The following is a 21,243-nucleotide window of genomic DNA, read 5'->3' on the forward strand; positions in this document are numbered from 1 at the left end:
CTCCTCCGGGGTGGGAGCTGGGGGTCAGGGGCGGGTGCCGCCGCGCAGGGCACGGCTGCGGTCGGCGATGTCAGGGCGGGCGAAGAACGTCTCGAGCGAGTCGGCGGGCAGTGGCCGCACCCCGCCGGCAGCCGCGGCGGCCAGCCGCACCAGGGCTGCCTTGACCGTCATGCGGGTGACGGCGTCGAGCGCCTCGGCCGTGGGGGCGTTGACGACGATGCCGTGGTTCCCCAGCAGGACCAGGCGGGGCAGTTCCCCGTACCGGTCGGCGTGGCGGGTGATGCCAGCGAGGTAGCTGCGGCCCAGGTCGATGCCCGGCTGGGCGTAGGGGACGAAGAGCGGCCGGCCCAGCACGACGGCCTCGTCGGAGTAGGCGAAGGACTCCCAGGCGCGGGCGGCGTCCCGGCCCGCCAGCAGGCCCGTCACGGCGGTGGGGTGGGTGTGGCCGACGAACTCCACCGCCTCCACGGCCCGCGCGGCGACGTGGACGGGCGTCTCGATCGAGGCCCGCCGGCGTCGGCCGGCGTGCTCGCCGGCGTCGAGGGCGGCGCTGAGGTCCCCCTGGGTGGCGGCGGGGTCGCGCAGCAGGTCCAGCACCCGCCCGGGGTCGACGACCGCGAAGTCCTCGGCGGTGGCGCGCGCCATGCCGGACCCGGACGTCTTCACGACCACGCGGCCGTCGGGCAGCAGTTGCGAGGTGTTGCCCTCGGCGAGGATGACGAGGTCCCGGTCCGGGTCGCCCAGGAGGTGGGTGAGGGACAGCAGTTCCGCGCTCACCAGGGCGGGGTCCCAGCGGGTGGCCGTGCTCGGGGTGGTCATCGCGCCTCCGTGGTGGTGAGTCGTCCGGTCCGGTCCGCGCGCTGCGGCTCGCGGGCGGCGACGGCTCGGGCGAGCCGGTCGGCGGCCTCGACCCACGCGTCGGCGCCCGGCTCGTCGCCGGTGCCGTCGCCGGGTTCCACGACGCGCTCCTGCACGCTGGCGGCGACGACGCGGCGCAGGTCGGCCAGGTCCCGCAGCTCGCCCAGGGCGATGAGCTGCACGCCGGCGTTGCCGAGCGCGGTGGCCTCGACGGGGCCGCAGTGCACGGGCAGACCGGTGGCGGCGGCAGTGGCCCGGGCCAGCCCGGGGTGCTGCGAGCCCCCGCCGGTGACCTCGATCGCGGTCGGCGCGGTCCCCGTCGCGGCCGTGAGCTCACCCACCACGGTGCGGTAGGCCAGCGCCAGGGAGTCCACGACGCACCGGGCGACCGCGCCGGGCGTGACCGGGACCGGTTCACCGTGGTCCGCGCACCAGGCCCGGATCCGCCCCGGCATGTCGCCGGGCGCCACGAACTCCTCCGCGTCGGGGTCCACGAGGCTGCGCAGCGGCGGCTCGGCCGCGGCGAGCGCGGCCAGGGCGGGGTAGTCCAGGGCGAGGCCCTCGCGGGCCCACCACCGCCGGCACTCCTGCAGCAGCCACAGCCCCGCCACGTTGCGCAGCAGCAGGTCGCGGTTTCCGGCGCCGGCCTCGCGGCTCAGCGCCGGAGGACGCTGCGGGCCGGCGCCGGGGGCCACCTCGGCCCCCATGAGGGACCAGGTCCCCGAGGAGCAGAACAGCGCGCCCGGTCCGGCGAACGGTGTCGCGGCGACCGCGCTGGCGGTGTCGTGCGCGGCCGGGGCGACGACCCGGGCGCCGCGCAGCCCGGCCACGGCCAGGTCACCGGTGAGGGGACCGGTGTCGGTGCCGGCGTCCACCACCTCGGGCAGGATGCGCTCCGGCACGCCCAGGTCCGCCAGCAGGTCGGTGTCCCACCGGCGGGCGGCGCTGTCGTACGCACCGGTCGTCGACGCCAGGGTCCGCTCGGTCGCGCGCGTGCCGGACAACCGGTGGTGCACGAGGTCGGGGAGCATCAGGAGCGTGTCAGCGCGGGCGAGCCGGTCGCCCTCCGACGCGTCGGCGTGCAGGCCGAAGACCGTGTTGATGGCCTCCACCCGGGCACCGCTCGTCGCCCTCAGCCGGGCCAGGCCCACGGTCCGCAGCGCGGACGCCATGCCGCGCCGCTGCCGGGGGTCGCGGTAGCAGGTGGGACGGTCCACGAGCGCGCCGCCGGCGTCCAGCAGCGCGTAGTCCACCCCCCAGCCGTCGACCCCCACGGAGGCGACGGCGGTCCCCGCGGCCAGGGCGCGCAGGGCCAGCGCGGTCCGGTCGAAGAGGTGGTCCACGTCCCAGCGCAGCGCGCCGTCGACGTGGACGGGCGCGTGCGGGAACCGGTCGACGGTGCGCCAGTGGAGGCGCTGGCCGTCGAAGGAGACCGAGACCACCCGTCCGCTCTCGGCGCCGAGGTCGACGGCGGCCACGGTGCGGGTGGTCACGCGCCCCGGCCCGGGGGTGTCCCGGTGTGCGTACCTGCCACTGCGCACCACGTCCTCGTGACGGTTCCGTTCGCTGCGCCGCGACCGGAGCGGGTTCGGTGCTGTGAAAACTAGCGTTCGCTCACACCGGCGGCAAGGGTCGCCGCGCTACCCTCGTGGGCGCCGTGGCGGGCGCCGCGGGGGGGAGGGGGACGCGCGTGTCGCTGATGGGAACCCCGGACGCCGCGGCCCGGCGCGCTCGGTTGCGCGAAGTCCTGCTCAGCCAGGGCGTGGTCCTCCTGGCCGACGCGGCGCGCCTGTTCGAGGTGCACCCCATGACCATCCGGCGGGACTTCGAGCACCTGGAGAACTCCGGCCTGGCGCGGCGGGTGCGCGGCGGCATCGTCAACACCGGCGGGGAGGGTTTCGCGCAGCGCCGGAACCGCCAGGCAGCCGCGAAGCGGCGCATCGGCCGCAAGTTGCTGGAACTCGTCGGGCCGGGGGGTGCCGTGGGTCTGGACTCCTCGACGACGGTCCACGCGCTGGCCGAGGTCCTCCCCGCCGGGCAGGGGATCTCCGTGGTCACCACCGGCCTGGAGGCCTTCGACACCCTGCGCGGGCGCGGGGGAGTGCGCTGCTACCTCACCGGTGGTGAGCACGAGGAGGAGAACTCCAGCCTGGTCGGCCCGTTGGCGGTGAACGCGCTGCGCACGTTCCACCTGGACGTCTGCTTCCTGTCCGCGCTGGGGGTGCACCCCGCCACAGGCACGAGCGAGTCGACCCTGGAGCAGGCGGGGGTGAAGGAGGTGATGGCATCGGTCTCGGCTCGGGTCGTCCTGGCGGTCGACTCCAGCAAGCTGGGCTCGCGGTCACGGGTCAGGGCACTGCCCCTGGAGCGCGCGGACGTCCTGGTCACCGAGCTGGACCCCGCGGACGGCAGGCTCGAGGAGTACCGCGACCGGGTCGGGGAACTGCGCTGAGGGATAAACCCGGCCGAGATCGTTGACGCGCTCCTGGACCCCACTTAACATCCTTCACAGCGCCGACCCGCGCACCGCGAACACCGCCGGTCACCGACGACCCCGGGGCGCGCGAGCGGGAACGGCCCGCCGGGCACCTGCGCGGGCCGTCCTCCCACCACCTGAGGAGAGTCGATGAGGAACCTCCGATTCCTGGCAGCCGCGGCCACGACGCTCGTGCTGGCCGCCGGCACCGCCGGCTGCACGTCGCGCAACGACACCGCCGCGGAGGGCGAGGCCACCTCCGACGGGCCGACTCGCATCGCGTTCGTGCCCAAGCTGCAGGGTTCTCCGTACTTCGAGGCCATGGACGCCGGTGCTCAGCGCGCCGCGGAAGAGCTCGGTGACATCGAGTGGCTCTACCAGGGGCCGACCACGGCGGACGCGGCGCAGCAGGCCGACGTCGTCCGCTCGTTCATCCAGCAGCAGGTGGACGTCCTCGTCGTGGCACCCAACGACCCCGACTCCATGGCACCCGTGCTGCAGGAGGCGCAGGCCGCCGGAATCCACGTGGCGACCTCCGACACCGACGCGCCGAACTCGGTGCGCGAGGTGTTCGTGAACCAGGCCACCGCCGACGGCATCGCCAAGCAGGTCATCGACTCCCTCGCCGCCGCCATGGGCGAGAGCGGGGAGTTCGCCATCGTGTCCTGCGGGGAGACCGCGGAGAACCTGAACTCCTGGATCGCCGCGGAGAAGGAGTACGTCGCCGCGGAGTACCCGGACATGACGCTCACGGAGGTGGGTTTCTCCGGGGAGGACCAGGCCGCGAACGCACAGATGGCGACGGACTACATGAACGCCAACCCGAACCTCGAGGGCCTGATCGGGCAGTGCACCACGTCCGCGGTCGGCGTGGCGCAGGCCGTGCGCGACGCCGGGCGGATCGGGGAGGTCTTCACCGTGGGCGTCGGGACGCCGCAGTCGATGAAGCCGTACCTGGAGGACGGTTCGTCCTCGGCGTCGATCCTCTGGGACGTCGAGAACTTCGGCTACCTCACGGCGTGGGCGGGCCGGCAGCTCGCCCTCGGCGAGGAGTTCCAGGAGACGAACGAGGTCAGCGAGGAGCTCGGAGAGGTCGAGTACGTCCCGGAGGAGGAGATGCTGATCCTCGGCCCGGCCCTGGAGATCACCCCCGACAACGTCGACGACTTCGACTACTGAGCGGAAGGCGTTCGTGAGCTCCGCACCCGCCGCTCCCCGGGTCCGCGTCCGCGGAGCCGCCAAGCGCTTCGGCGCCGTCCACGCCCTGCGCGCCGCCGACCTGGACGTGCACGCCGGTCGCGTCCACGCCCTCGTCGGGGAGAACGGGGCCGGCAAGTCGACCTTGGTCAAGATCCTCGCCGGTGCGGAGACGGCCGACGCCGGCACTGTCGAGTTCGACGGCCGCGCAGTGCAGCTGTCCTCGACCTCCGAGGCGCTGTCGCTGGGCATCAGCACCGTCTGGCAGGAACCCCAGCTGTTCGACGAGCTGACCGTGACGGAGAACATCTTCACCGGCAGGGAGCTGCGCAAGGGGTTCGTGGTCGACTGGCGTCGCCAGCGTGAGGAGGTCGGGCGGCTGCTGGACCTCATCGGGCTGCCCGGGCACCTGGCCACCGTGCCCGTCGCCGAGCTGTCGATCGCGCAGGCGCAGCAGGTCTCCATCGCCAAGGCGCTGGCGCAGGAGGCTGCCGTGCTGGTGCTGGACGAGCCCAGCGCGATCCTCACCGACGCCGAGATCGAGGTCCTCTTCGGCGTGGTGCGCCGGCTCACGGCCCGGGGGGTCGCGGTCGTCTACATCTCCCACCGCCTCGACGAGCTGTTCCGCATCGCCGACGAGGTGACCGTCATGCGCGACGGGCGGACCGTGGGCACCTGGCCGATCCACGACCTGACGGTGCGGCGCATCGCCGAGCTCATGGTCGGCGGCCTCATCGACGAGCACGTGCGCCGCGACGCCGCCCTCGACCCGGCGGCGCCCGTGGTCGTGGAGCTCGACGACCTGACCGGGCCGGGGTACACCGGCGTGCGGTTGCAGGTGCGCGCCGGAGAGGTCGTCGCCCTCTACGGGCTGGTGGGTTCCGGCGCCGCCGCGATCGCGGCCTCGCTGTGGGGGATGGTGACGCCGGTGTCCGGTCGCGTGCTGCTCGAGGGCCGCCCGGTGCGTCCCCGCTCCCCGAAGCACGCCCAGGCGACGGGCATCGCGCTGCTGCCGGCGGACCGCAAGCGCGAGGGGATGTTCGCCTTCCAGTCCATCGCGTTCAACGTCTCCGCCGGTCACATCGGGATGCTGAGCCGGCTCGGGCTGTGGTTCGACCGCCGCCGGGAGCGTGAGCTCGCGCGCTCCATGGTGCAGCGACTGGCCATCAAGACGCCCAGCGAACGGCAGGCCATCGGGGCTATGTCCGGGGGCAACGCGCAGAAGGCCGTGCTGGCGCGGCAGCTGGTGCGCCGCCCGAAGCTGCTGGTCCTCGAGGAGCCCACGCAGGGGGTCGACGTGGGGGCCAAGGAGGAGATCCACCGGCTGGTGGCGGAGGTCGCCGGCGACGGCACCGCGGTCCTCGTCGTCACCTCCGACCTGCCGGAGGCGTTGCGCGTGGCGGACCGGGTCGTGGTCGTGCGGGGCGGCACCACGACGGCCGAGTTCGGCCGCGGCGCCACGCAGGTGGACGTGCTGGCCGCGGCCGCCGGCGACGACGCCCTCGCGCGCGGGGGCCGGGCGTGAGCGCGGGGACGCTGCAGCCGGCCGCGCCGCGCGAGCGCCGGCGCCCGCGCGTGCTGCCCGCCCCGGTCTCGGCCGCCGAGCTGGTGCTGCTGGGCGTGGTGGCGCTGCTGTGGGTGCTGCTGGGGCTGACCACCCCGGCGTTCCTCAGCGCCGCCTCCCTGCAGCCGCTGCTGTCCAACGTCGCCCCGATCGCGCTCGTCGGGGTGGGGATGACGTTCGTCATCGTCTCCGGCGGGATCGACGTGTCCGTCGCGGGGATGCTCACCGTCAGCGCCGTCCTGGTCGCCAAGGCCATGACGGGCGCGGACGTGTCCCTGCCGGTCGCCCTGCTCATCGCCGTGGGCTCCGGCGGGCTCATGGGACTGGCGAACGGCCTGCTCATCGCGGTCGGCCGCGTGCACCCGATCATCATCACGTTCGGCACCGCGAACGTGTTCCTGTGGGTGGGGCTGCGCGTCTTCGACGCGCAGGTGGTCAACGGCCTGCCGCCCACGCTGGCCGTGCTGGGCCGCGGCCCGGAGGGCCGGCTGCTGGGCGTGCCGGTCTCCTTCCTGCTGGCCCTCGCCGTCGCCGCGCTCGCCTGGTGGTACCTGCGCTACACCGCCGGCGGGCGCCACGTGTACGCCGTGGGCAACGACGCCGCCGCCGCCCGGCTGGCCGGCATCCCGGTGCGCCGCCGGATCGTGGGCGCCTACCTGCTCACCGGGCTCCTGGCCGGGTTGGCGGCCTGCGTCCTGATCGCCAACGGCACCCAGACGCTGGCCCCCAACGTCGGGGCCGGCAAGGAGCTCGCGGTCATCGCGGCGGTCGTCATCGGCGGCACGTCCATCACGGGCGGGCGCGGCACCGTGCTGGGCACCGTGCTGGGCGCGGTGCTCGTGCAGACCGTCACCAGCGGGGTGACCCAGCTGGGGCTGCCGTCCCAGCTGGCCGAGCTGTTCGTCGGCGTGTTCATCGTCGTGGCGGTCGGCGCCGACCTGGTCCTGCAACGACTGCGGAGGTCCGCGTGAGCACGTCGACGTCGTCCAGCCCGCGGACCACCGCACCGCCCGCCCCCTCGCGGTGGGCGTCCCTGGGGCGCACGGTCCTGACCCAGCGCGTCGTGCTGCTCGCGGTCCTCGTCGCGGCCGTCGTCGCCACCTTCACGGCGCTGGACCTGGCGGGGCGCACCAGCGGGCCGTACAACCCCGACTACCTCGCGGGCTCGCTCATCAACGTCGTGCCGACCGCGATGCTGGGCCTGGCCGAGCTGCTCGTCATCGTCTCGGGCCGCGGCGGGATCGACCTGTCGGTGGGGGCGATGGTCTCCCTCGTCGGCATGGGGTTCGGGTTCTGCTACGGGCTGTGGGGCTGGCCGCTGTGGGTTGCCGTCCCGGCGGCGGTGCTCGGCGGCGCCGTCCTCGGCGCCGTCAACGGGTTCCTCGTGGCGCACCTGCGCTTCCCCGCGCTCATCGCGACGCTGGCGACGTACTACGCGTACAAGTCGATCGCCATCGTCGTCAACGACCAGCAGCCCATCAACTCCCCCCGGGTGCAGGACCTGTACGCCACGGCGCGCGCGGTGGAACTGCCCCTGATCGGTGCGCAGCTGCCGCTCCTGCCGCTGGGGGTGGTGCTGTTCCTGCTGCCCACGGTGCTCGTCGTCTGGTACGTCGTGGACCGCTCCCCGTACGGGCGCCGGCTGTTCGCCGTGGGCACCAACGACGTCGCCGCGACCTGGGCGGGCATCGGCGTGACGGCCACCCGGTTCTGGGCGTACGCCGGGGCGGGGGCGATCAGCGGCCTCGTCGCGGTCGTCACCGTGGGGCAGTTCGCCTCCGCGCGACCCGACGCCGGCACCTCCGGCAACGGCATGGCCCTGCCCGCCATCACCATCGCCGTCCTGGCGGGGGTCGCCATCACCGGTGGCATCGGACGCGTCTCGGGCGTCGTCCTGGCCGCGGTGCTGGTGGCCTGGCTCAACGCGGGCGTGCTGCTGACCTTCCCCGGCAACGCCGGGACCCGGCTGCAGCTGCTCGCGCTGGGGCTGCTCCTGGTGCTCGCCGCGCTGTTCAACGGCTGGACGAACCGGCGCTACCGGATCCTCGGCTGACCCCCCGCACCGCGGCGGATCCACCGACCGCGACCACCCCATCGACCGAGGAGGAGCACGTGGCGGTTCTCGACGCCTTCGACCTGACCGGGCGCAAGGCCCTGGTGACCGGTGGCAACCGCGGGCTGGGGCTGGCCTTCGCCCGCGGCTTGGCGGAGGCGGGGGCCTCCGTCGCCATCGCCGCGCGCGACGCCGCCCTCAACGAGGCCTCGGCGGCGCTGCTGCGCTCGGAGGGTCACACCGTCCACGTCGTCACCGGCGACGTGGTCACCGACGCCGAGCGCATCGTGGCCGGGGCCGAGGAGGCGCTCGGCGGGCTGGACGTGCTGGTGAACAACGCCGGCATCGCCATCCACCGCCCCTCGTTCGAGGTGAGCGACGAGGAGTGGCGCACGGTGGTGGACCTGAACCTCACGTCGTTGTGGAAGACCTCCGTGGCCGCGGCCCGGCACATGAAGGACCACGGCGGCGGCAGCATCGTCAACATCGGGTCGATCTCGTCGATCATCGTGAACCGCCCGCAGTGGCAGGCGTCGTACAACGCCTCCAAGGCCGGGGTGCACCAGCTGACGAAGTCGCTGGCCGCCGAGTGGGCGCCGCACGGCATCCGGGTGAACGCCGTCGCCCCCGGCTACGTCAAGACGGACATGGCGCCGGTGGACCGCCCCGAGTTCCGGGCCCGGTGGATCGAGGACTCCGTCCAGCAGCGGTACGCGCTGCCCGAGGAGATCGCGCCCACGGTCGTCTACGTGGCCTCCGACGCCGCCGCGTTCATGACCGGGTCCGTCGTGGTCATCGACGGCGGGTACACGGTCTACTGAGCCCCGGCTGCCGGAACGCGCGAGGCCGCCCCCGGGGGGAGTTCCCCGGGGGCGGCCTCGTCAGTGGTGCGGGTCGGTGGTGCGGACCGGTCAGACGGTGGCGGGCTCGGCGATCGCGTCCTCGACGCGCCGGCGGGAGCGGAACCGCTCCAGGTCCAGGATGCCCTCGCGCTTGGCGACGATCGTGGGCACCAGCGCCTGGCCGGTGACGTTCACCGCGGTGCGGCCCATGTCCAGGATCGGGTCGATGGCCAGCAGCAGGCCCACGCCCGCCAGCGGCAGGCCCAGCGTCGACAGGGTCAGCGTCAGCATGACGGTGGCGCCGGTCAGGCCCGCGGTCGCGGCCGAGCCGACGACCGACACGAACGCGATGAGCACGTAGTCGGTGATGGACAGGTCCACGTCGAAGAACCCGGCCACGAAGATCGCCGACAGCGCGGGGTAGATCGCGGCGCATCCGTCCATCTTGGTGGTGGCGCCCAGCGGCACCGCGAAGGAGGCGTACGAGCGCGGGACGCCCAGCTCCTCCTCGGTGACCCGCTGCGTCACCGGCAGGGTGCCGATGGAGGAGCGGGAGACGAACGCCAGCTGGGTGGCGGGCCACACGCCGGCGAAGAAGCTGCGCACGCTCAGGCCGTGCGCGCGCAGCAGCACCGGGTACAGCACGAACAGCACCAGGGCCAGGCCGACGTAGATGTCCACGACGAACACCGCGAGCGGGCTCAGCGCGTCCCAGCCGTAGCTGGCGACGGCCCGTCCCAGCAGGCCGACGGTGCCCAGCGGGGCCAGGCGGATGACCCACCACAGGACGGTCTGCACGATGGCCAGGGCGGAGCGGGCCACGTTCAGCACCGGCTCGGCCTTCTCGCCGACCTTGAGGATCGCCACGCCGAGCGCGATGGAGATGACGAGCAGCTGCAGGACGTTGAAGGACAGCGAGACGCCGTCGTCGGAGGCGGAGGCCTGCAGGCCGAACACGTTGCCGGGGACGATGCCCTGGAGGAAGTCCAGCCACGAGCCGGTGCTGCTGGGCTCCTGAGCGGCCGAGGCCGCCACCGAGGTGCGGTCGCCCGGGTCGGTGGCGATGCCCAGCGCGATGCCGATGCCGACCGAGATCAGGGCGGTGATGGCGAACCAGAGCAGGGTCTGCCACGCCAGCCGCGCGGCGTTGGTGACCTGGCGCAGGTTCGCGATGGAGGTGACCACGGCCAGCACGACGAGCGGCGGCACGAGCGTGCGCAGCAGCGTGACGAAGATCGAGCCGATGGTGGACAGGGTGGTCGTCAGCCAGTTCGGGTCCTCGCTGGTGCCGCCCATCGAGCGGGCGATCGCGCCGAGGACGACGCCGAGGACGAGGCCGATGAGCACCTGGACGCCGAAGGGCGTCCGCTTCAGGGTGCGGATCACGGGGTGAGCTCCTGGGTAGGGGTGGGTGGCGCGGTGGCGGGGGTGCTGCGCACCCCGCTAGACCGCGCTCGCCGTCCGGCCCAGGTCGATGTGCCGGCGCTCCGTGAGCTTCCATCCCGTGTCCATGCCGATGGGGAGAATGCCACAGCGGCGTCTTCTGTTCCCGCCGGGCTCACCCGTCCGCGGGCCGGGCGCCGGCGCTCCCGTGCGCAGCCTCCCGCCGGGCGCGGTGCTCCCCGGCGAGCAGCCCGAACAGCAGCAGGTCGGCCCAGCCGTCAGCGGCGGCCGGATCGGGTTCGGCACGCACGAGCCTGCCCTCCGGTCGCATGCCCAGCCGGGCCACCACCCGTGCCGACGCGGTGTTCCCCGCGTGGACGCGGGCGGCGACGCGGTGCAGGCCCAGCGGGCCGAACGCCAGGTCCAGCACCGCCCGGCACGCCTCGGTGGCGTACCCGCGCCCGGTGGCCGCGGGGTGCAGGACGTACCCGACCTCACCGGCGGCCGTGCGCTCGTCGTGCCAGAAGAGCACGACGTCCCCGACGAGCCGCCCGCTGCGGTCCTCCACGCCGAGGGTCAGCCCCTGCCCCGGGCCGGTGAGCTCGGTGCGGCTCAGGTCGCCGGCCAGCCGGGACCGGAGCACGGCCTCGTCCATCGGCGCGAACGGCAGGTACCGGCACACCTCGGCGCGCCCGCGGTAGGCGAGGAGCGCGGGGACGTCGCCCTCGTCCAGCGGGCGCAGCCGCAACCGCTCCGTGGTGACGGGGTACCGCGGTCGCAGGTGCACCCGCGGCCTCAGAAGAGGGTGTAGCCGCCGTCGGCGACGACGACCGCGCCGGTGGAGAAGCTGGCCGCGTCGGAGGCCAGGTAGACCACGCTGGCGGCGATCTCCTCGGGGGTGGCGTAGCGCTGCATGGGCGCGTCCTCGATCCACATGCGCCGGAAGCGCGGCTCGTCCACGGGTGCCATGTCCGTCTTGACGTACCCGGGCGCCAGGGCGTTGACCCGGATGCCCAGCGGCGCCCACTCCGCGGCCAGCGACTTCGTCAGCTGGTGCACGGCGGCCTTGGAGGCGTTGTAGACGGGCTGCATCTGCGGGCGGTTGACGATGGAGGCGCTGATCGAGCCGATGTTGACGATGCTGCCGCCGCCGTGCTCCGCCATCCACCGCGCCGCGACCTGGCTGGGCAGCCACACGCCCTTGACGTTGGTGGTGATGACGTCGTCGTACTCGTCGTCGGTCACCTCCAGCGCGGGGCGGTGCACGCAGGTGCCGGCGTTGTTCACCAGCACGTGCAGCCCACCCAGCTCACCGGTGGTGCGGGCCACGGCCGCCTCCACCTCCGCGCGGTCGGTGACGTCCAGGCGCACCCCCAGCGCGCGCCGGCCGGTCGAGTCGGCGATCTCCCGCGCGGCGGCCACCGAGCGGGCCTCGTCGCGGGCGGCGACCACGACGTCGGCGCCCGCCTCGGCGAGGGCCTGGGCGAACGCACGGCCCAGCCCCCGGTACCCGCCGGTGACCAGGGCGACCTTCCCGGTGAGGGAGAACCTGCTCAGCACGTCGCTCACGACCGCGCCCCCGTCCCGCTCGTGGGGTTCACCACGACCACCGCCTTCATGCTCAGCGGGTCGGAGTCGGCGTTCAGGGCGTCCTCGACCCGCTCCAGCGGGTACCGGGCGGTGACCATCTCGTCCAGGTGCACGGCGCCGGCGGTGAACAGCGCGATGCCGCGCGGCCAGGTGTCCACGTAGCGGAACACGCCGGTCACCGTGATCTCCCGGCTGGCGACGAGGCTGACCGGGATCGGCATCTCGTCCGGGCCCATGCCCACCAGCACCGCCGCGCCCCCGGGGCGCAGCGCGCGGATCCCGGACAGCACCGCGGGGGTGGCCCCGGAGCAGTCCACGAAGGCGTCGGCCCCCAGGGCGGCGATCTCGCCGGCGTCGTCCACGGGGTGCAGGGCGCGGGTGGCGCCGAAGGAGGTGATGCGCTCGCGGCGGGAGTCCACGAAGTCGGTGACGACGACGTCGGCGGCACCGCGCGCCCGCACCGCCTGCGCCACCATCGCCCCGATGGGCCCGGCCCCCGCGACCAGCACCCGGTCCCCGGGGGTGACCTGCGCCTTGTGCGCGGCCCACAGCCCGACGGAGAACGGCTCCAGCAGGGCGGCGGCGTCGTCGGACATCGCGTCCGGCACGGCGTACGCCATGTCCGCGGGGGCGGTGACGTAGTCGCAGAACGTCCCGTCGACCGGCGGGGTGGCGTAGAACTCCATGTGCGGGCACAGGTTCATCCGCCCCGACCTGCACGCCCGGCAGTGCCCGCAGGGGCGCTGCGGGTCGATCGCGACGCGCTCGCCGACGCGCGACTCCGCGACCCCGCGGCCCACCGCGACGACCTGGCCGGAGACCTCGTGGCCGAGCACGAGGGGCTGCTCGACGACGAAGCCGCCGATGCGGCCCTCCTTGTAGTAGTGCACGTCCGAGCCGCACACGCCGACCGAGGCCACGCGGACGAGGACCTCTCCGTCGGCGGGGGCGGGTACCGGCCGCTCCTGCAGCTCGATGACGCCCTGCTCCACCAGCACGCTCGCGCGCATGGTCGACGGGACGGGGGCGGTGCTCACGGGTTCCTCCATCGGGGACGGGGTGATGGGGTCCCGGGCCGATGCGGCCTCGGGACGGCTGGGCGTCAGCGGATCGTGTACCCGCCGTCGACGAGCAGGTCGTGCCCGTTGACCATGGCGGCGCCCGGGCCAGCGAGGAACACGACCGTGGCGGCAACCTCGTCGGGTTCGGCGAACCGGCCGGCGGGTATCTGCTCACGCAGAGCCTCGCCGGCCGGGTTCTCCCAGTTCGGGCGGCTGAGCGGGGTGAGGACCACGGTGGGGGACACGCAGTTGACGGTGATCCCCAGGGGTCCCCACTCCAGGGCGAGCGTTCGAGAGAGCCCGAGCAGGCCCGCCTTGGACGCGGCGTAGGCGGCGTGGCCGGCCAGCGCCACGGTCGCCGCCTGGGAGGCGATGTTGACGATCCGGCCGCAGCCCGAGCGCGCCAGGTGGGGGGCGGCGGCCCGGCTGACGACGAAGGTGCCGGTGAGGTTCACCCGCAAGGTCCGTTCCCAGCCGCCGAGGTCCAGTTCGAGCGCGGGGGCGATCGCCGCCGTGCCGGCGCAGTTGACCAGGACGTCGAGGCGGCCGGCCTCGTCCACGACCCGCTGCACCGCGGACTCGACCGACGGCACATCGGTGACGTCGCACGGCAGCAGCAGGCGGTCGCCCGCCGCCTGCTCTTCGAGCGCTGCCGCGTCCCGGTCGAGGACGGCTGAGCGGGCACCGCCCGCCTCCAGCGCTTCGACGATCGCCGCGCCGATGCCGCTGGCTCCGCCCGTGACGAGGGCGACCCGGCCCTGGAGGGGCGGGGCCGCGGCCGGCGCGGGGGTCACTGCCCCGGGATCCCCTCGTCCGCGATGTCGCCGCTCTGCAGGTTCTCCTCCGTCATGGCCGGCAGGTCGGCGAGGAACTGCTCGCGCTCGGTGACGACGTGCTGGATCGCGACGTCGACGTTCTCCTGCGTGATGCGCGGCATCCGGTAGACCGGCTCGGTGTTCACGTCCTCGCCCTGGGCGATCTTCGAGGCGACGGCGAGGCCGGCCGAGAGTTCCACGGTGCCGTTCTGCAGCATCGTCCCGATGAACTCGCCGCTCTTCACGGCGTTGAGCCCGTCCTCGATGCCGTCGATGCCGACGATCGGCACGGTCATGCCGGCTTCCTTCATCGCCTGCAGCGCGCCCAGGCCCATGTCGTCGTTCTCAGAGACGACGCCCTTGATCTGGTCCCCGAAGGCGGAGATCCAGTTCTTGACCTTGTTGACCGCCTCGTCGCGCTTCCAGTTCGCGGTGTCCTGGGCGAGGATCGTGATGCCCGGGTAGTTCGCCAGCGTCTGCTGGATGCCCTTGGTCCGGTTGATCTCGCCAGACTGGCCGAGCGGACCCTGCAGCACGACGATGCCTCCCTGACCGCCGAGGGCGTCGGCCATCATCTGCATCTCCTCCGCACCCGCCGCGACGTCGTCGGGCTGCACGTTGCCGGCGATGTCGGGAGAGTTCAGTTCGGCGTTGACCGCGACGAACGGGATGCCTGCGGCCTTCGCCGCCGCCACCTGCGGCTGCAGCGAGTCGGCCTGGACCGGGACGACGATGATGGCGTCGACGCCGGCGTTGACGTACTGGTCGACCTGGCTGGCCTGCGTGTTGACGTCGAGGTTGGCGGCGTTCCACAGCAGCTCGATGTCGTTCGCCTCGGCGTAGGCGTCCATGCCCTCCTTGCCGGCGGTGATGAACGAGCTCATGTCGTAGACGCTGACGCCGATGCGCAGCGGCTGCGCCCCGTCCCCGGCGTCGCCTCCGCCGGCGGTGGGGTCGCCGGCACCGCAGGCCTGCAGGGCCAGCGCGAGCGTCCCGACGCCGAACCCACCGGCGAGCAGCGTGCGGCGGGAGAGGGGCGAGGGATTGGTGGACTGCGACACGGGGGTCTCCTTCGGTCCGGTCGTCACGGTGTGCGAGGTGGTCGTGGTGGTCAAGTGCGGCGCTTGGTGGACCAGACGTCGACGGCCACGGCGGCGACGATGAGGACGCCGGTGATGACGCTCTGCCAGTACGCCGGTACGAGCAGCAGGTCGAGGCCGTTGTTGAGGGTCTGGATGAGGAGCAGGCCCAGGGCGGTGCCCCAGACGGTCCCGCGACCGCCCATGAGGCTGGCACCACCGATGACGACGGCGGCGATGGCGTCCAGCTCGTAACCGGCGCCCAGGTTCGGCGGCCCGGAGATGACGCGCGAGGCGAGCATGACCCCGGAGAGCCCGGCGAGCAGGCCGCTGATGGCGTAGACGCTGAACAACGTGCGGCGGGTGTTGACGCCGGCGATCTCGGCGGCGACCCGGTTGCCGCCGACCGCGTAGACGCGCATGCCGTAGGACGTCCGGCGCATGACGACCGCGAGGCCGACGATCCCGATGATCATCACGATGACGGGGATCTGCAGGCCGAGCACTTCGGTGTTGGCGATGCGGCCGAACTCCGCGGGCAACCCGTTGATGGGGGCGCCGCCGCCGATGACGTAGGCGATGCCGGAAGCCGCCGTCAGCATGCCCAGCGTGGCGATGAAGGGGGGCACGTCGACGCGCGACACGAGCACGCCGTTGATCGCGCCCGCGAGCAGGCCCACGGCCATCGCCGCGAGCACGGTCATCCACACCTGGCCGGGGTTCGCCTTGGCCACGGCGGCTCCCGTCATCCCGGCCACCGCGATGACGCTGCCGACGGACAGGTCGATGCCACCGGTGAGGATGACGAGCGTCTGGCCGAGGGCGATGAGCGCGAACGGCGCAGCTGCGACGAGGATGCTCTGCAGGTTCTCCGGGGAGGTGAACCGCAGACTGCGGTAGCTGAAGAAGGCGATGACGAGCAGCATCACGATGAGCATCGCGCGCCGGATGAGCTGCGCGACGATCCACTCCCGGGTGAACCGCCGGGATCGGGCGGGTGCGGCGGCCGGTGCGGCCGCGGTGTCGGTGGAAGTCATGTCAGGCGTCCTCGGCGGTGGAGACGGTGGAAGGCCCGGCGTGCGGGTCGGTGGGGGTGGCGGGACGCGCTCCGAGGCCGGAGCTGGCGCGGAAGATGACCTCCTGCACGTCCGGGCGCTGCAGCGCCGGGCGGTCCAGCTCGGCGACGACGCCGCCGTCGCGCATGACGAGCGCGCGGTGGGCCAGGCCGACGACCTCCGTCATGTCGGAGGAGGCCATGACGACAGCCATGCCCGCGGCGGCCAGTTCGGTGATGATGCGGTAGATCTCCGAACGCGCACCGACGTCGACACCGCGCGTCGGCTCGTCGAGCAGCAGGACGTCCACGTGCTCGGTCAGCCACCGAGCCAGCACGACCTTCTGCTGGTTGCCGCCGGACAGCGTGCCGACCTCCTGGGAGAGGCCGCGGCTCTTCAGCCGCACCGAGCGCATCGCCTCGCCGACGTCCTGGGAGCGCGCCCGCTGGCGCAGCCACCCCGCGACGCTGAACCTGTCCAGCCTGGGCAGCGTGCCGTTGTCCAGGACGGACAGGCCCATGACCGCTCCGGCGTGCTTGCGGTCCTCGGGCACCAGGGCCATGCCCGCGCTGATGGCGGCGGCCGGTGAACGGCGCTTGACCTCCCGGCCGGACACGACGACGCGTCCCGCGGTGGTCGCGCGCACCCCGAACAGGCCCTCGAGCAGTTCGGTGCGGCCGGCGCCGACGAGGCCGGCCAGGCCGAGGACCTCCCCGGGGCGCACCTGCAGGCTCACGGCCCGCGAAGCGCCCGCCACCTTCAGCTCCTCGACGCGCAGCACCGGCTCGGCGTCCGCCGGCACCGTGTGCAGCGTCGGGAAGAGGTCCTCCAGCTCCCGGCCGATCATGGCCGTGACGATGTCGTCGTCGGAGACGTCGGCCATGTCCTCGTCGAGGACGAGCCCGCCGTCGCGCAGGACGACGACGCGGTCGGCGATGGCGCGCATCTCGGCCATCTTGTGGGTGGTGAACACCATGGCGACCCCGGAGTCGCGCAGCCGCCGCACGACCCGGTACAGGCCCTCGACCTCCCGCTCGGAGATCGCGGAGCTGGGTTCGTCGAGCAGGACGACCTGCGCACCACGGCTGGAGTTCTTGACGATCTCCACGATCTGCTGCAGACCCACGGGCAGCGACCCCATGCGGGCGTCCGGGGGGATCGCCACACCGAAGACCTCCAGCATCTCCGCGGCGCGCGCGGCCATGGCCCGGCGGTCCAGGGTCCCGATCCTCGTCTTCAGCTCCCGGCCGACGAAGAGGTTCTCGTAGACGGTCATGTGGGCGATGGAGGCGAGCTCCTGCGGGACGATCGCCACGCCCAGGCGGTGGGCGTCGCGGATGCTGCCCGCGGCCAGTTCCTCACCGCGCACCCGCACCGAGCCGGAGTCCGCCCGGTACTGACCGGCTGCGATCTTCATCATCGTGGACTTGCCGGCGCCGTTCTCGCCGGCGAGCGCCGTCACGGTGCCCGGCCGCAGGGCCAGCGAGACGCCCGTGAGGACGGGTACGCCGCCGAAGGACTTGCGCAGGTCTCGGCACTCCAGGACGACGTCCCGGCTGGTGCCCAGCTCCACCGTGCTCACGGGGTGCTCCTCGGTCGTGGGGGCGGGGGTCAGCGGATCGTGTAGCCGCCGTCGACGACCAGGTCGGTGCCGTTGACCATGTCGGAGGCGCCCGAGGCGAGGAACAGAGCGGCCGCGGCGATCTCGCGGGGCAGGGCGAACCGGCCCGTGGGGATGGCGGCCCGGGCGGCCTCGCCCTTCGGGCCCGCCCACGCCTTGCGACCGAGCTCGGTCAGGACGACCGTCGGTGAGATGGAGTTCGCCGTGACGCCGCGGTCCGCCCACTCGCTGGCCAGCACTCGCGTCAGGCCCACGACACCGGCCTTGGAGGCGCAGTAGGCGGCGTGCCCGTCGAGGGCGACCGACGCCGCCTGCGAGGCCATCGTGATCACCTTGCCGCGGCCGCGCTCGAGCATGCTGCGTCCCACCTCGCGAGCCGTGAGGAACGTCCCGGTCAGGTTGATGGCCAGCGTGCGGGCGAACACGGCGGGCTCGAGCTCCTCGGCGGGAGCGAGGTCGACGATGCCTGCGCAGGTGACCAGCACGTCGATCCCACCGGTGGCCCGCAGCGCAGCGGCCGTGAACCCCGCGGTGGCGGCGGGGTCGGAGACGTCGCCGGCCAGGCCGAGGGCGTCGCCGTCCAGCTCGGCGGCCCGGCGCTCTGCGGCTGCGCCGTCGAGGTCGACGACGACGACGCGCGCGCCGCGCTCGGCGAAGACGCCGGCGATGGCGCTGCCGATCCCGGAGGCGCCGCCGGTGATGAGGGCCACGCGTCCCTCGAGCCGGAAGCTGAGGTCGACTCCCTCGTCCGTGGGGTCGGTGCGCGTGGGGGTCTGCGCAGTCATGTGGTGGTCCCTCTCCCGCTCCGTCGCGTGTGGTGACGGGTCGAATCCTGGGAGCGTGTTGCACACCCGTCAACCGACCTGCTCACATGAGCAGGTGGGACCCGAGGAGCTGGCCGAACTCGTCGCCATCGCGCGGCGCCACTACGTCGACGGCGTCTCCCGGGTGGACATCGCCCGCGAGCGCGATCTGTCGCGCTTCAAGGTGGGTCGGCTGCTGCAGACCGCGGTCGCTCAGGGGATCGTCCGCGTGGAGGTGCGTGCTCCCCCGGGCATCGACTACGAAGTCTCCGAGCAGGTGCGCGTGCGGTACGGGTTGCGGAGGGCCCTGGCGGTGCAGACGGACGACGGCCCCGGGGTGCGCGAGGCGCTGGGGCAGGTCGCGGGGGAGCTGCTGCGCGAGGTCGTCGTCGCGGGTGACCTGCTGGGGGTCGACTGCGGCCGGACCCTGCGCACCATGACCAGCCACCTCGCCGGCCTGGCGTCCTGTGACGTCGTGCAGATCACCGGCATGGGTGGTGCGGTGGGCGACACCGGTACGGACATCACCCGGGCGATCAGTGAGCGCAACGGGGGGCGCGTGCACTCGCTGTTCGCGCCGATCGTGGTGCCGGACGCCCGCACGGCGCGGGCCCTGCTGTCCGCGGGTGCCATCCGCTCAACCCTCACCGCCTGCTCGCGGGTCACGAAGGCGGTCGTCGCTGTCGGGGCGTGGACGACCGAGCTGTCGCAGATCCCCGCGATGATCGGTCCCGAGGAGACCCGCCGGCTGGCTGCGGCTGGGGTGGTGGGGGAGACCGGCGGGCTCCTCGTCGATGCGGGAGGCCGCCGCATCCGGGCGCTGGACGACAGGCGCGTGGCCCTCAGCGAGGAGCAACTGCGCGCCGTCCCCGACGTCATCGGCGTTGCCGGGGGGCGGGGCAAGACGCGCGCCGTGCGCGCCCTGCTGCTCTCGGGGCTCGTGTCGTCGATCGTCACCGACGTCCACCTCGCGCGGCGGTTGCTGGTGCAACCGTGAAGGACCCCGCGCCCCGGCTCGTGAGCCGGGGCGCGGGGCGCCCCGTCAGCCGCGCTGCTCGAGCCTCAGCCCCGCTGCTCCAGGTAGTACCGGATGAGCGAGGCGGTCGACGGGTCCTGGGACTGAAGGGCCGCGGCGTCCCCGGTGAGGGCGGGTGCGATCTCCATCGCCAGCTTCTTGCCGAGCTCCACGCCCCACTGGTCGAAGCTGTCGATGCCCCACACCGCGCCCTGGACGAACGTGACGTGCTCGTACAGGGCGATGAGCTGGCCGAGCACCGAGGGGGTCAGCGCCGGCGCCATGATCGAGGTGGTGGGCCGGTTGCCGGAGAACGTGCGGGCCGCGACGACGTCCTCGGCGGTGCCCTCGGCGCGCACCTCCTCGGCGGTCTTGCCGAACGCCAGCGCCTTGGTCTGGGCGAAGAAGTTCGCCAGGAACAGGGCGTGCACGTCCGCGCCGCCCGCGTCGTGGTCCACGAGCGGGTGCGCCGGGTTCGCGAACGCGATGAAGTCGCTCGGGACCACCCGGGTGCCCTGGTGGATGAGCTGGTAGAAGGCGTGCTGGCCGTTGGTGCCCGGCTCGCCCCAGAACACCTCTCCGGTGGCGGTGGTGACGTCCGAGCCGTCGTAGCGCACCGACTTGCCGTTGGACTCCATCGTCAGCTGCTGCAGGTACGCCGGGAACCGGTGCAGGAGCTGCGAGTACGGCAGCACCGCGTGGGTGTGCGCGTCGCAGTGGCCGACGTAGTAGACGTTCAGCAGCCCCATGAGCAGCGGCACGTTCGCGGCCGGCTCCGCGGTGCGGAAGTGCTCGTCGACGGCGTGGAAACCGGCGAGGAACTCGCGGAACCGCTCCGGCCCGATCGCCACGGCCAGCGACGTGCCGATCGCGGAGTCCACCGAGTACCGCCCGCCCACCCAGTCCCAGAACCCGAACGCGTTGGCCGGGTCGATGCCGAACGCCTCGACCTTCTCCAGCGCGGTGGACACGGCCACGAAGTGCTTGGCGACCGCACCGCGGCGGGCCTCGTCGTCGTCGGCGAGCACGCCCGCCGCGGCCAGCCGCTCCCACAGCCAGGTGCGCGCCAGGCGCGCGTTCGTCAGCGTCTCCAGGGTCCCGAACGTCTTGGAGGCGACGATGAACAGCGTCGTCTCCGGGTCCAGGTCCGCCGTCGTCTCGGCGACGTCGGTGGGGTCGATGTTGGAGACGAAGCGGCACTCCAGGCCCGCCTGCACGTACGGCTTCAGGGCCTCGTACGCCATGACGGGGCCGAGGTCGGAGCCGCCGATGCCGATGTTGACGACCGTGGCGATCCGCTTGCCGGTCACGCCCGTCCAGGCGCCCGAGCGCACCGACTCCGCGAACGCGGACACCTTCTCCAGCTCGCGCTGCACGTCGGCGTCCACGTCCTGGCCGTCCACGACCAGCGCCGGCTGCGCGCCCGCCGGCCGGCGCAGCGCGGTGTGCAGCACGGCGCGGTCCTCGGTGACGTTGATGTGCTCCCCGGCGAACATGGCGTCCCGGCGGGCCGGCACCCCGGTCTGCTCGGCCAGCTGCAGCAGCAGCTCGACCGTCTCGTCGGTGACGAGGTTCTTCGACAGGTCCACCCGCAGGTCGGCCACGTCGAGCGTCAGGCGGTCGGCGCGCTGCGGGTCCTGCGCGAACCAGCTCCGCAGGTCCGGGGTGGTGGCGGCGCGGTGCGCGGCCAGGGCCGCCCACGCGCTCGTCGTGGTGGGGTCGACAGGTCCTGCGTTCACGCGTCCGCCTCCAGCGCTGCCGGCCCGGCGTCCCCGGGCCGTGGTGTCGTGGGTCTTCTGCCGCACGAGACGGTATCGCCGCACCCGCCGGC

At 73.5% G+C, this 21,243-nt stretch carries 19 protein-coding genes; 7 read left to right on the top strand and 12 right to left on the bottom strand.

Features of this window, described 5'->3' with window-relative positions:
• Positions 1 to 24: 24 nt before the first annotated feature.
• Positions 25 to 819 carry a class II aldolase/adducin family protein gene (locus ACRYR9_RS00785; RefSeq protein WP_432491728.1) on the bottom strand — a complete coding sequence of 265 codons (795 nt, stop codon included), beginning with the start codon at positions 817 to 819 and terminating at the stop codon, positions 25 to 27.
• Complete coding sequence (locus ACRYR9_RS00790; protein ID WP_432491730.1) at positions 816 to 2,351, bottom strand: rhamnulokinase; 1,536 nt, start codon at positions 2,349 to 2,351, stop codon at positions 816 to 818. The genes ACRYR9_RS00785 and ACRYR9_RS00790 overlap by 4 nt, the downstream gene beginning before the upstream one ends.
• Positions 2,352 to 2,557: 206 nt before the next feature.
• On the opposite strand from ACRYR9_RS00790, the gene ACRYR9_RS00795 reads away from it, so the two are divergent.
• The 6 genes from ACRYR9_RS00795 (at position 2,558) to ACRYR9_RS00820 (ending at position 8,969) form a co-directional block, all read left to right on the top strand.
• Entirely contained in the window at positions 2,558 to 3,310 is a 753-nt protein-coding gene (locus tag ACRYR9_RS00795) for a DeoR/GlpR family DNA-binding transcription regulator (RefSeq protein WP_432491832.1), read from the top strand.
• A gap of 174 nt (positions 3,311 to 3,484) precedes the next feature.
• Positions 3,485 to 4,513 (top strand): autoinducer 2 ABC transporter substrate-binding protein, encoded by a 1,029-nt coding sequence (locus ACRYR9_RS00800; RefSeq protein WP_432491732.1) that lies wholly within the window; start codon positions 3,485 to 3,487, stop codon positions 4,511 to 4,513.
• A 13-nt stretch (positions 4,514 to 4,526) separates the two neighbouring features.
• Positions 4,527 to 6,056, top strand: a complete 1,530-nt coding sequence (locus tag ACRYR9_RS00805; RefSeq protein ID WP_432491734.1) for a sugar ABC transporter ATP-binding protein — start codon at positions 4,527 to 4,529, stop codon at positions 6,054 to 6,056.
• Entirely contained in the window at positions 6,053 to 7,066 is a 1,014-nt protein-coding gene (locus tag ACRYR9_RS00810) for an ABC transporter permease (protein WP_432491736.1), read from the top strand. The genes ACRYR9_RS00805 and ACRYR9_RS00810 overlap by 4 nt, the downstream gene beginning before the upstream one ends.
• Positions 7,063 to 8,148, top strand: a complete 1,086-nt coding sequence (locus ACRYR9_RS00815) for an ABC transporter permease (RefSeq protein ID WP_432491738.1) — start codon at positions 7,063 to 7,065, stop codon at positions 8,146 to 8,148. Before ACRYR9_RS00810 ends, ACRYR9_RS00815 begins: the two co-directional genes overlap by 4 nt.
• Positions 8,149 to 8,207: 59 nt before the next feature.
• On the top strand, positions 8,208 to 8,969 hold the full coding sequence (locus ACRYR9_RS00820; RefSeq protein ID WP_432491740.1) for an SDR family NAD(P)-dependent oxidoreductase: 762 nt from the start codon (positions 8,208 to 8,210) through the stop codon (positions 8,967 to 8,969).
• Positions 8,970 to 9,059: 90 nt separating this feature from the next.
• On the opposite strand, the gene ACRYR9_RS00825 is transcribed toward ACRYR9_RS00820, so the two are convergent.
• From ACRYR9_RS00825 to ACRYR9_RS00865, 9 genes are all read right to left on the bottom strand, one after another.
• Positions 9,060 to 10,376, bottom strand: a complete 1,317-nt coding sequence (locus ACRYR9_RS00825) for a dicarboxylate/amino acid:cation symporter (protein WP_432491742.1) — start codon at positions 10,374 to 10,376, stop codon at positions 9,060 to 9,062.
• A 172-nt stretch (positions 10,377 to 10,548) separates the two neighbouring features.
• Complete coding sequence (locus ACRYR9_RS00830) at positions 10,549 to 11,160, bottom strand: GNAT family N-acetyltransferase (protein WP_432491744.1); 612 nt, start codon at positions 11,158 to 11,160, stop codon at positions 10,549 to 10,551.
• An 8-nt stretch (positions 11,161 to 11,168) separates the two neighbouring features.
• Entirely contained in the window at positions 11,169 to 11,942 is a 774-nt protein-coding gene (locus ACRYR9_RS00835) for an SDR family NAD(P)-dependent oxidoreductase (RefSeq protein ID WP_432491746.1), read from the bottom strand.
• Positions 11,939 to 13,012 (bottom strand): NAD(P)-dependent alcohol dehydrogenase, encoded by a 1,074-nt coding sequence (locus ACRYR9_RS00840; RefSeq protein ID WP_432491748.1) that lies wholly within the window; start codon positions 13,010 to 13,012, stop codon positions 11,939 to 11,941. Before ACRYR9_RS00840 ends, ACRYR9_RS00835 begins: the two co-directional genes overlap by 4 nt.
• Before the next feature lie 53 nt (positions 13,013 to 13,065).
• Complete coding sequence (locus ACRYR9_RS00845) at positions 13,066 to 13,818, bottom strand: GolD/DthD family dehydrogenase (protein WP_432491750.1); 753 nt, start codon at positions 13,816 to 13,818, stop codon at positions 13,066 to 13,068.
• Complete coding sequence (locus ACRYR9_RS00850) at positions 13,815 to 14,858, bottom strand: substrate-binding domain-containing protein (RefSeq protein WP_432491834.1); 1,044 nt, start codon at positions 14,856 to 14,858, stop codon at positions 13,815 to 13,817. Before ACRYR9_RS00850 ends, ACRYR9_RS00845 begins: the two co-directional genes overlap by 4 nt.
• 92 nt (positions 14,859 to 14,950) lie before the next feature.
• Positions 14,951 to 15,955, bottom strand: coding sequence for an ABC transporter permease (locus tag ACRYR9_RS00855; RefSeq protein WP_432491752.1), 1,005 nt, complete (start codon positions 15,953 to 15,955; stop codon positions 14,951 to 14,953).
• 1 nt (position 15,956) lies between these two features.
• Positions 15,957 to 17,555, bottom strand: coding sequence for a sugar ABC transporter ATP-binding protein (locus ACRYR9_RS00860; RefSeq protein ID WP_432491754.1), 1,599 nt, complete (start codon positions 17,553 to 17,555; stop codon positions 15,957 to 15,959).
• 29 nt (positions 17,556 to 17,584) lie between these two features.
• The gene (locus ACRYR9_RS00865; protein ID WP_432491756.1) at positions 17,585 to 18,379 is read right to left on the bottom strand and encodes a GolD/DthD family dehydrogenase; all 795 of its coding nucleotides are present in this window, start codon (positions 18,377 to 18,379) and stop codon (positions 17,585 to 17,587) included.
• Positions 18,380 to 18,473: 94 nt separating this feature from the next.
• Here ACRYR9_RS00865 and ACRYR9_RS00870 point away from each other — a divergent pair, with 94 nt between their 5' ends.
• A complete protein-coding gene (locus tag ACRYR9_RS00870) occupies positions 18,474 to 19,394 on the top strand; it encodes a sugar-binding transcriptional regulator (RefSeq protein WP_432491758.1) in 921 nt (306 codons plus the stop codon).
• A 65-nt stretch (positions 19,395 to 19,459) separates the two neighbouring features.
• Here the strand turns inward: ACRYR9_RS00870 and pgi are convergent, their stop codons facing one another.
• Positions 19,460 to 21,151, bottom strand: coding sequence for a glucose-6-phosphate isomerase (gene pgi, locus ACRYR9_RS00875; protein WP_432491760.1), 1,692 nt, complete (start codon positions 21,149 to 21,151; stop codon positions 19,460 to 19,462).
• Between the last annotated feature and the right edge of the window lie 92 nt (positions 21,152 to 21,243).

The sequence above is a fragment of the Kineococcus auxinigenes genome (assembly GCF_050871525.1).
Lineage (GTDB): Bacteria > Actinomycetota > Actinomycetes > Actinomycetales > Kineococcaceae > Kineococcus.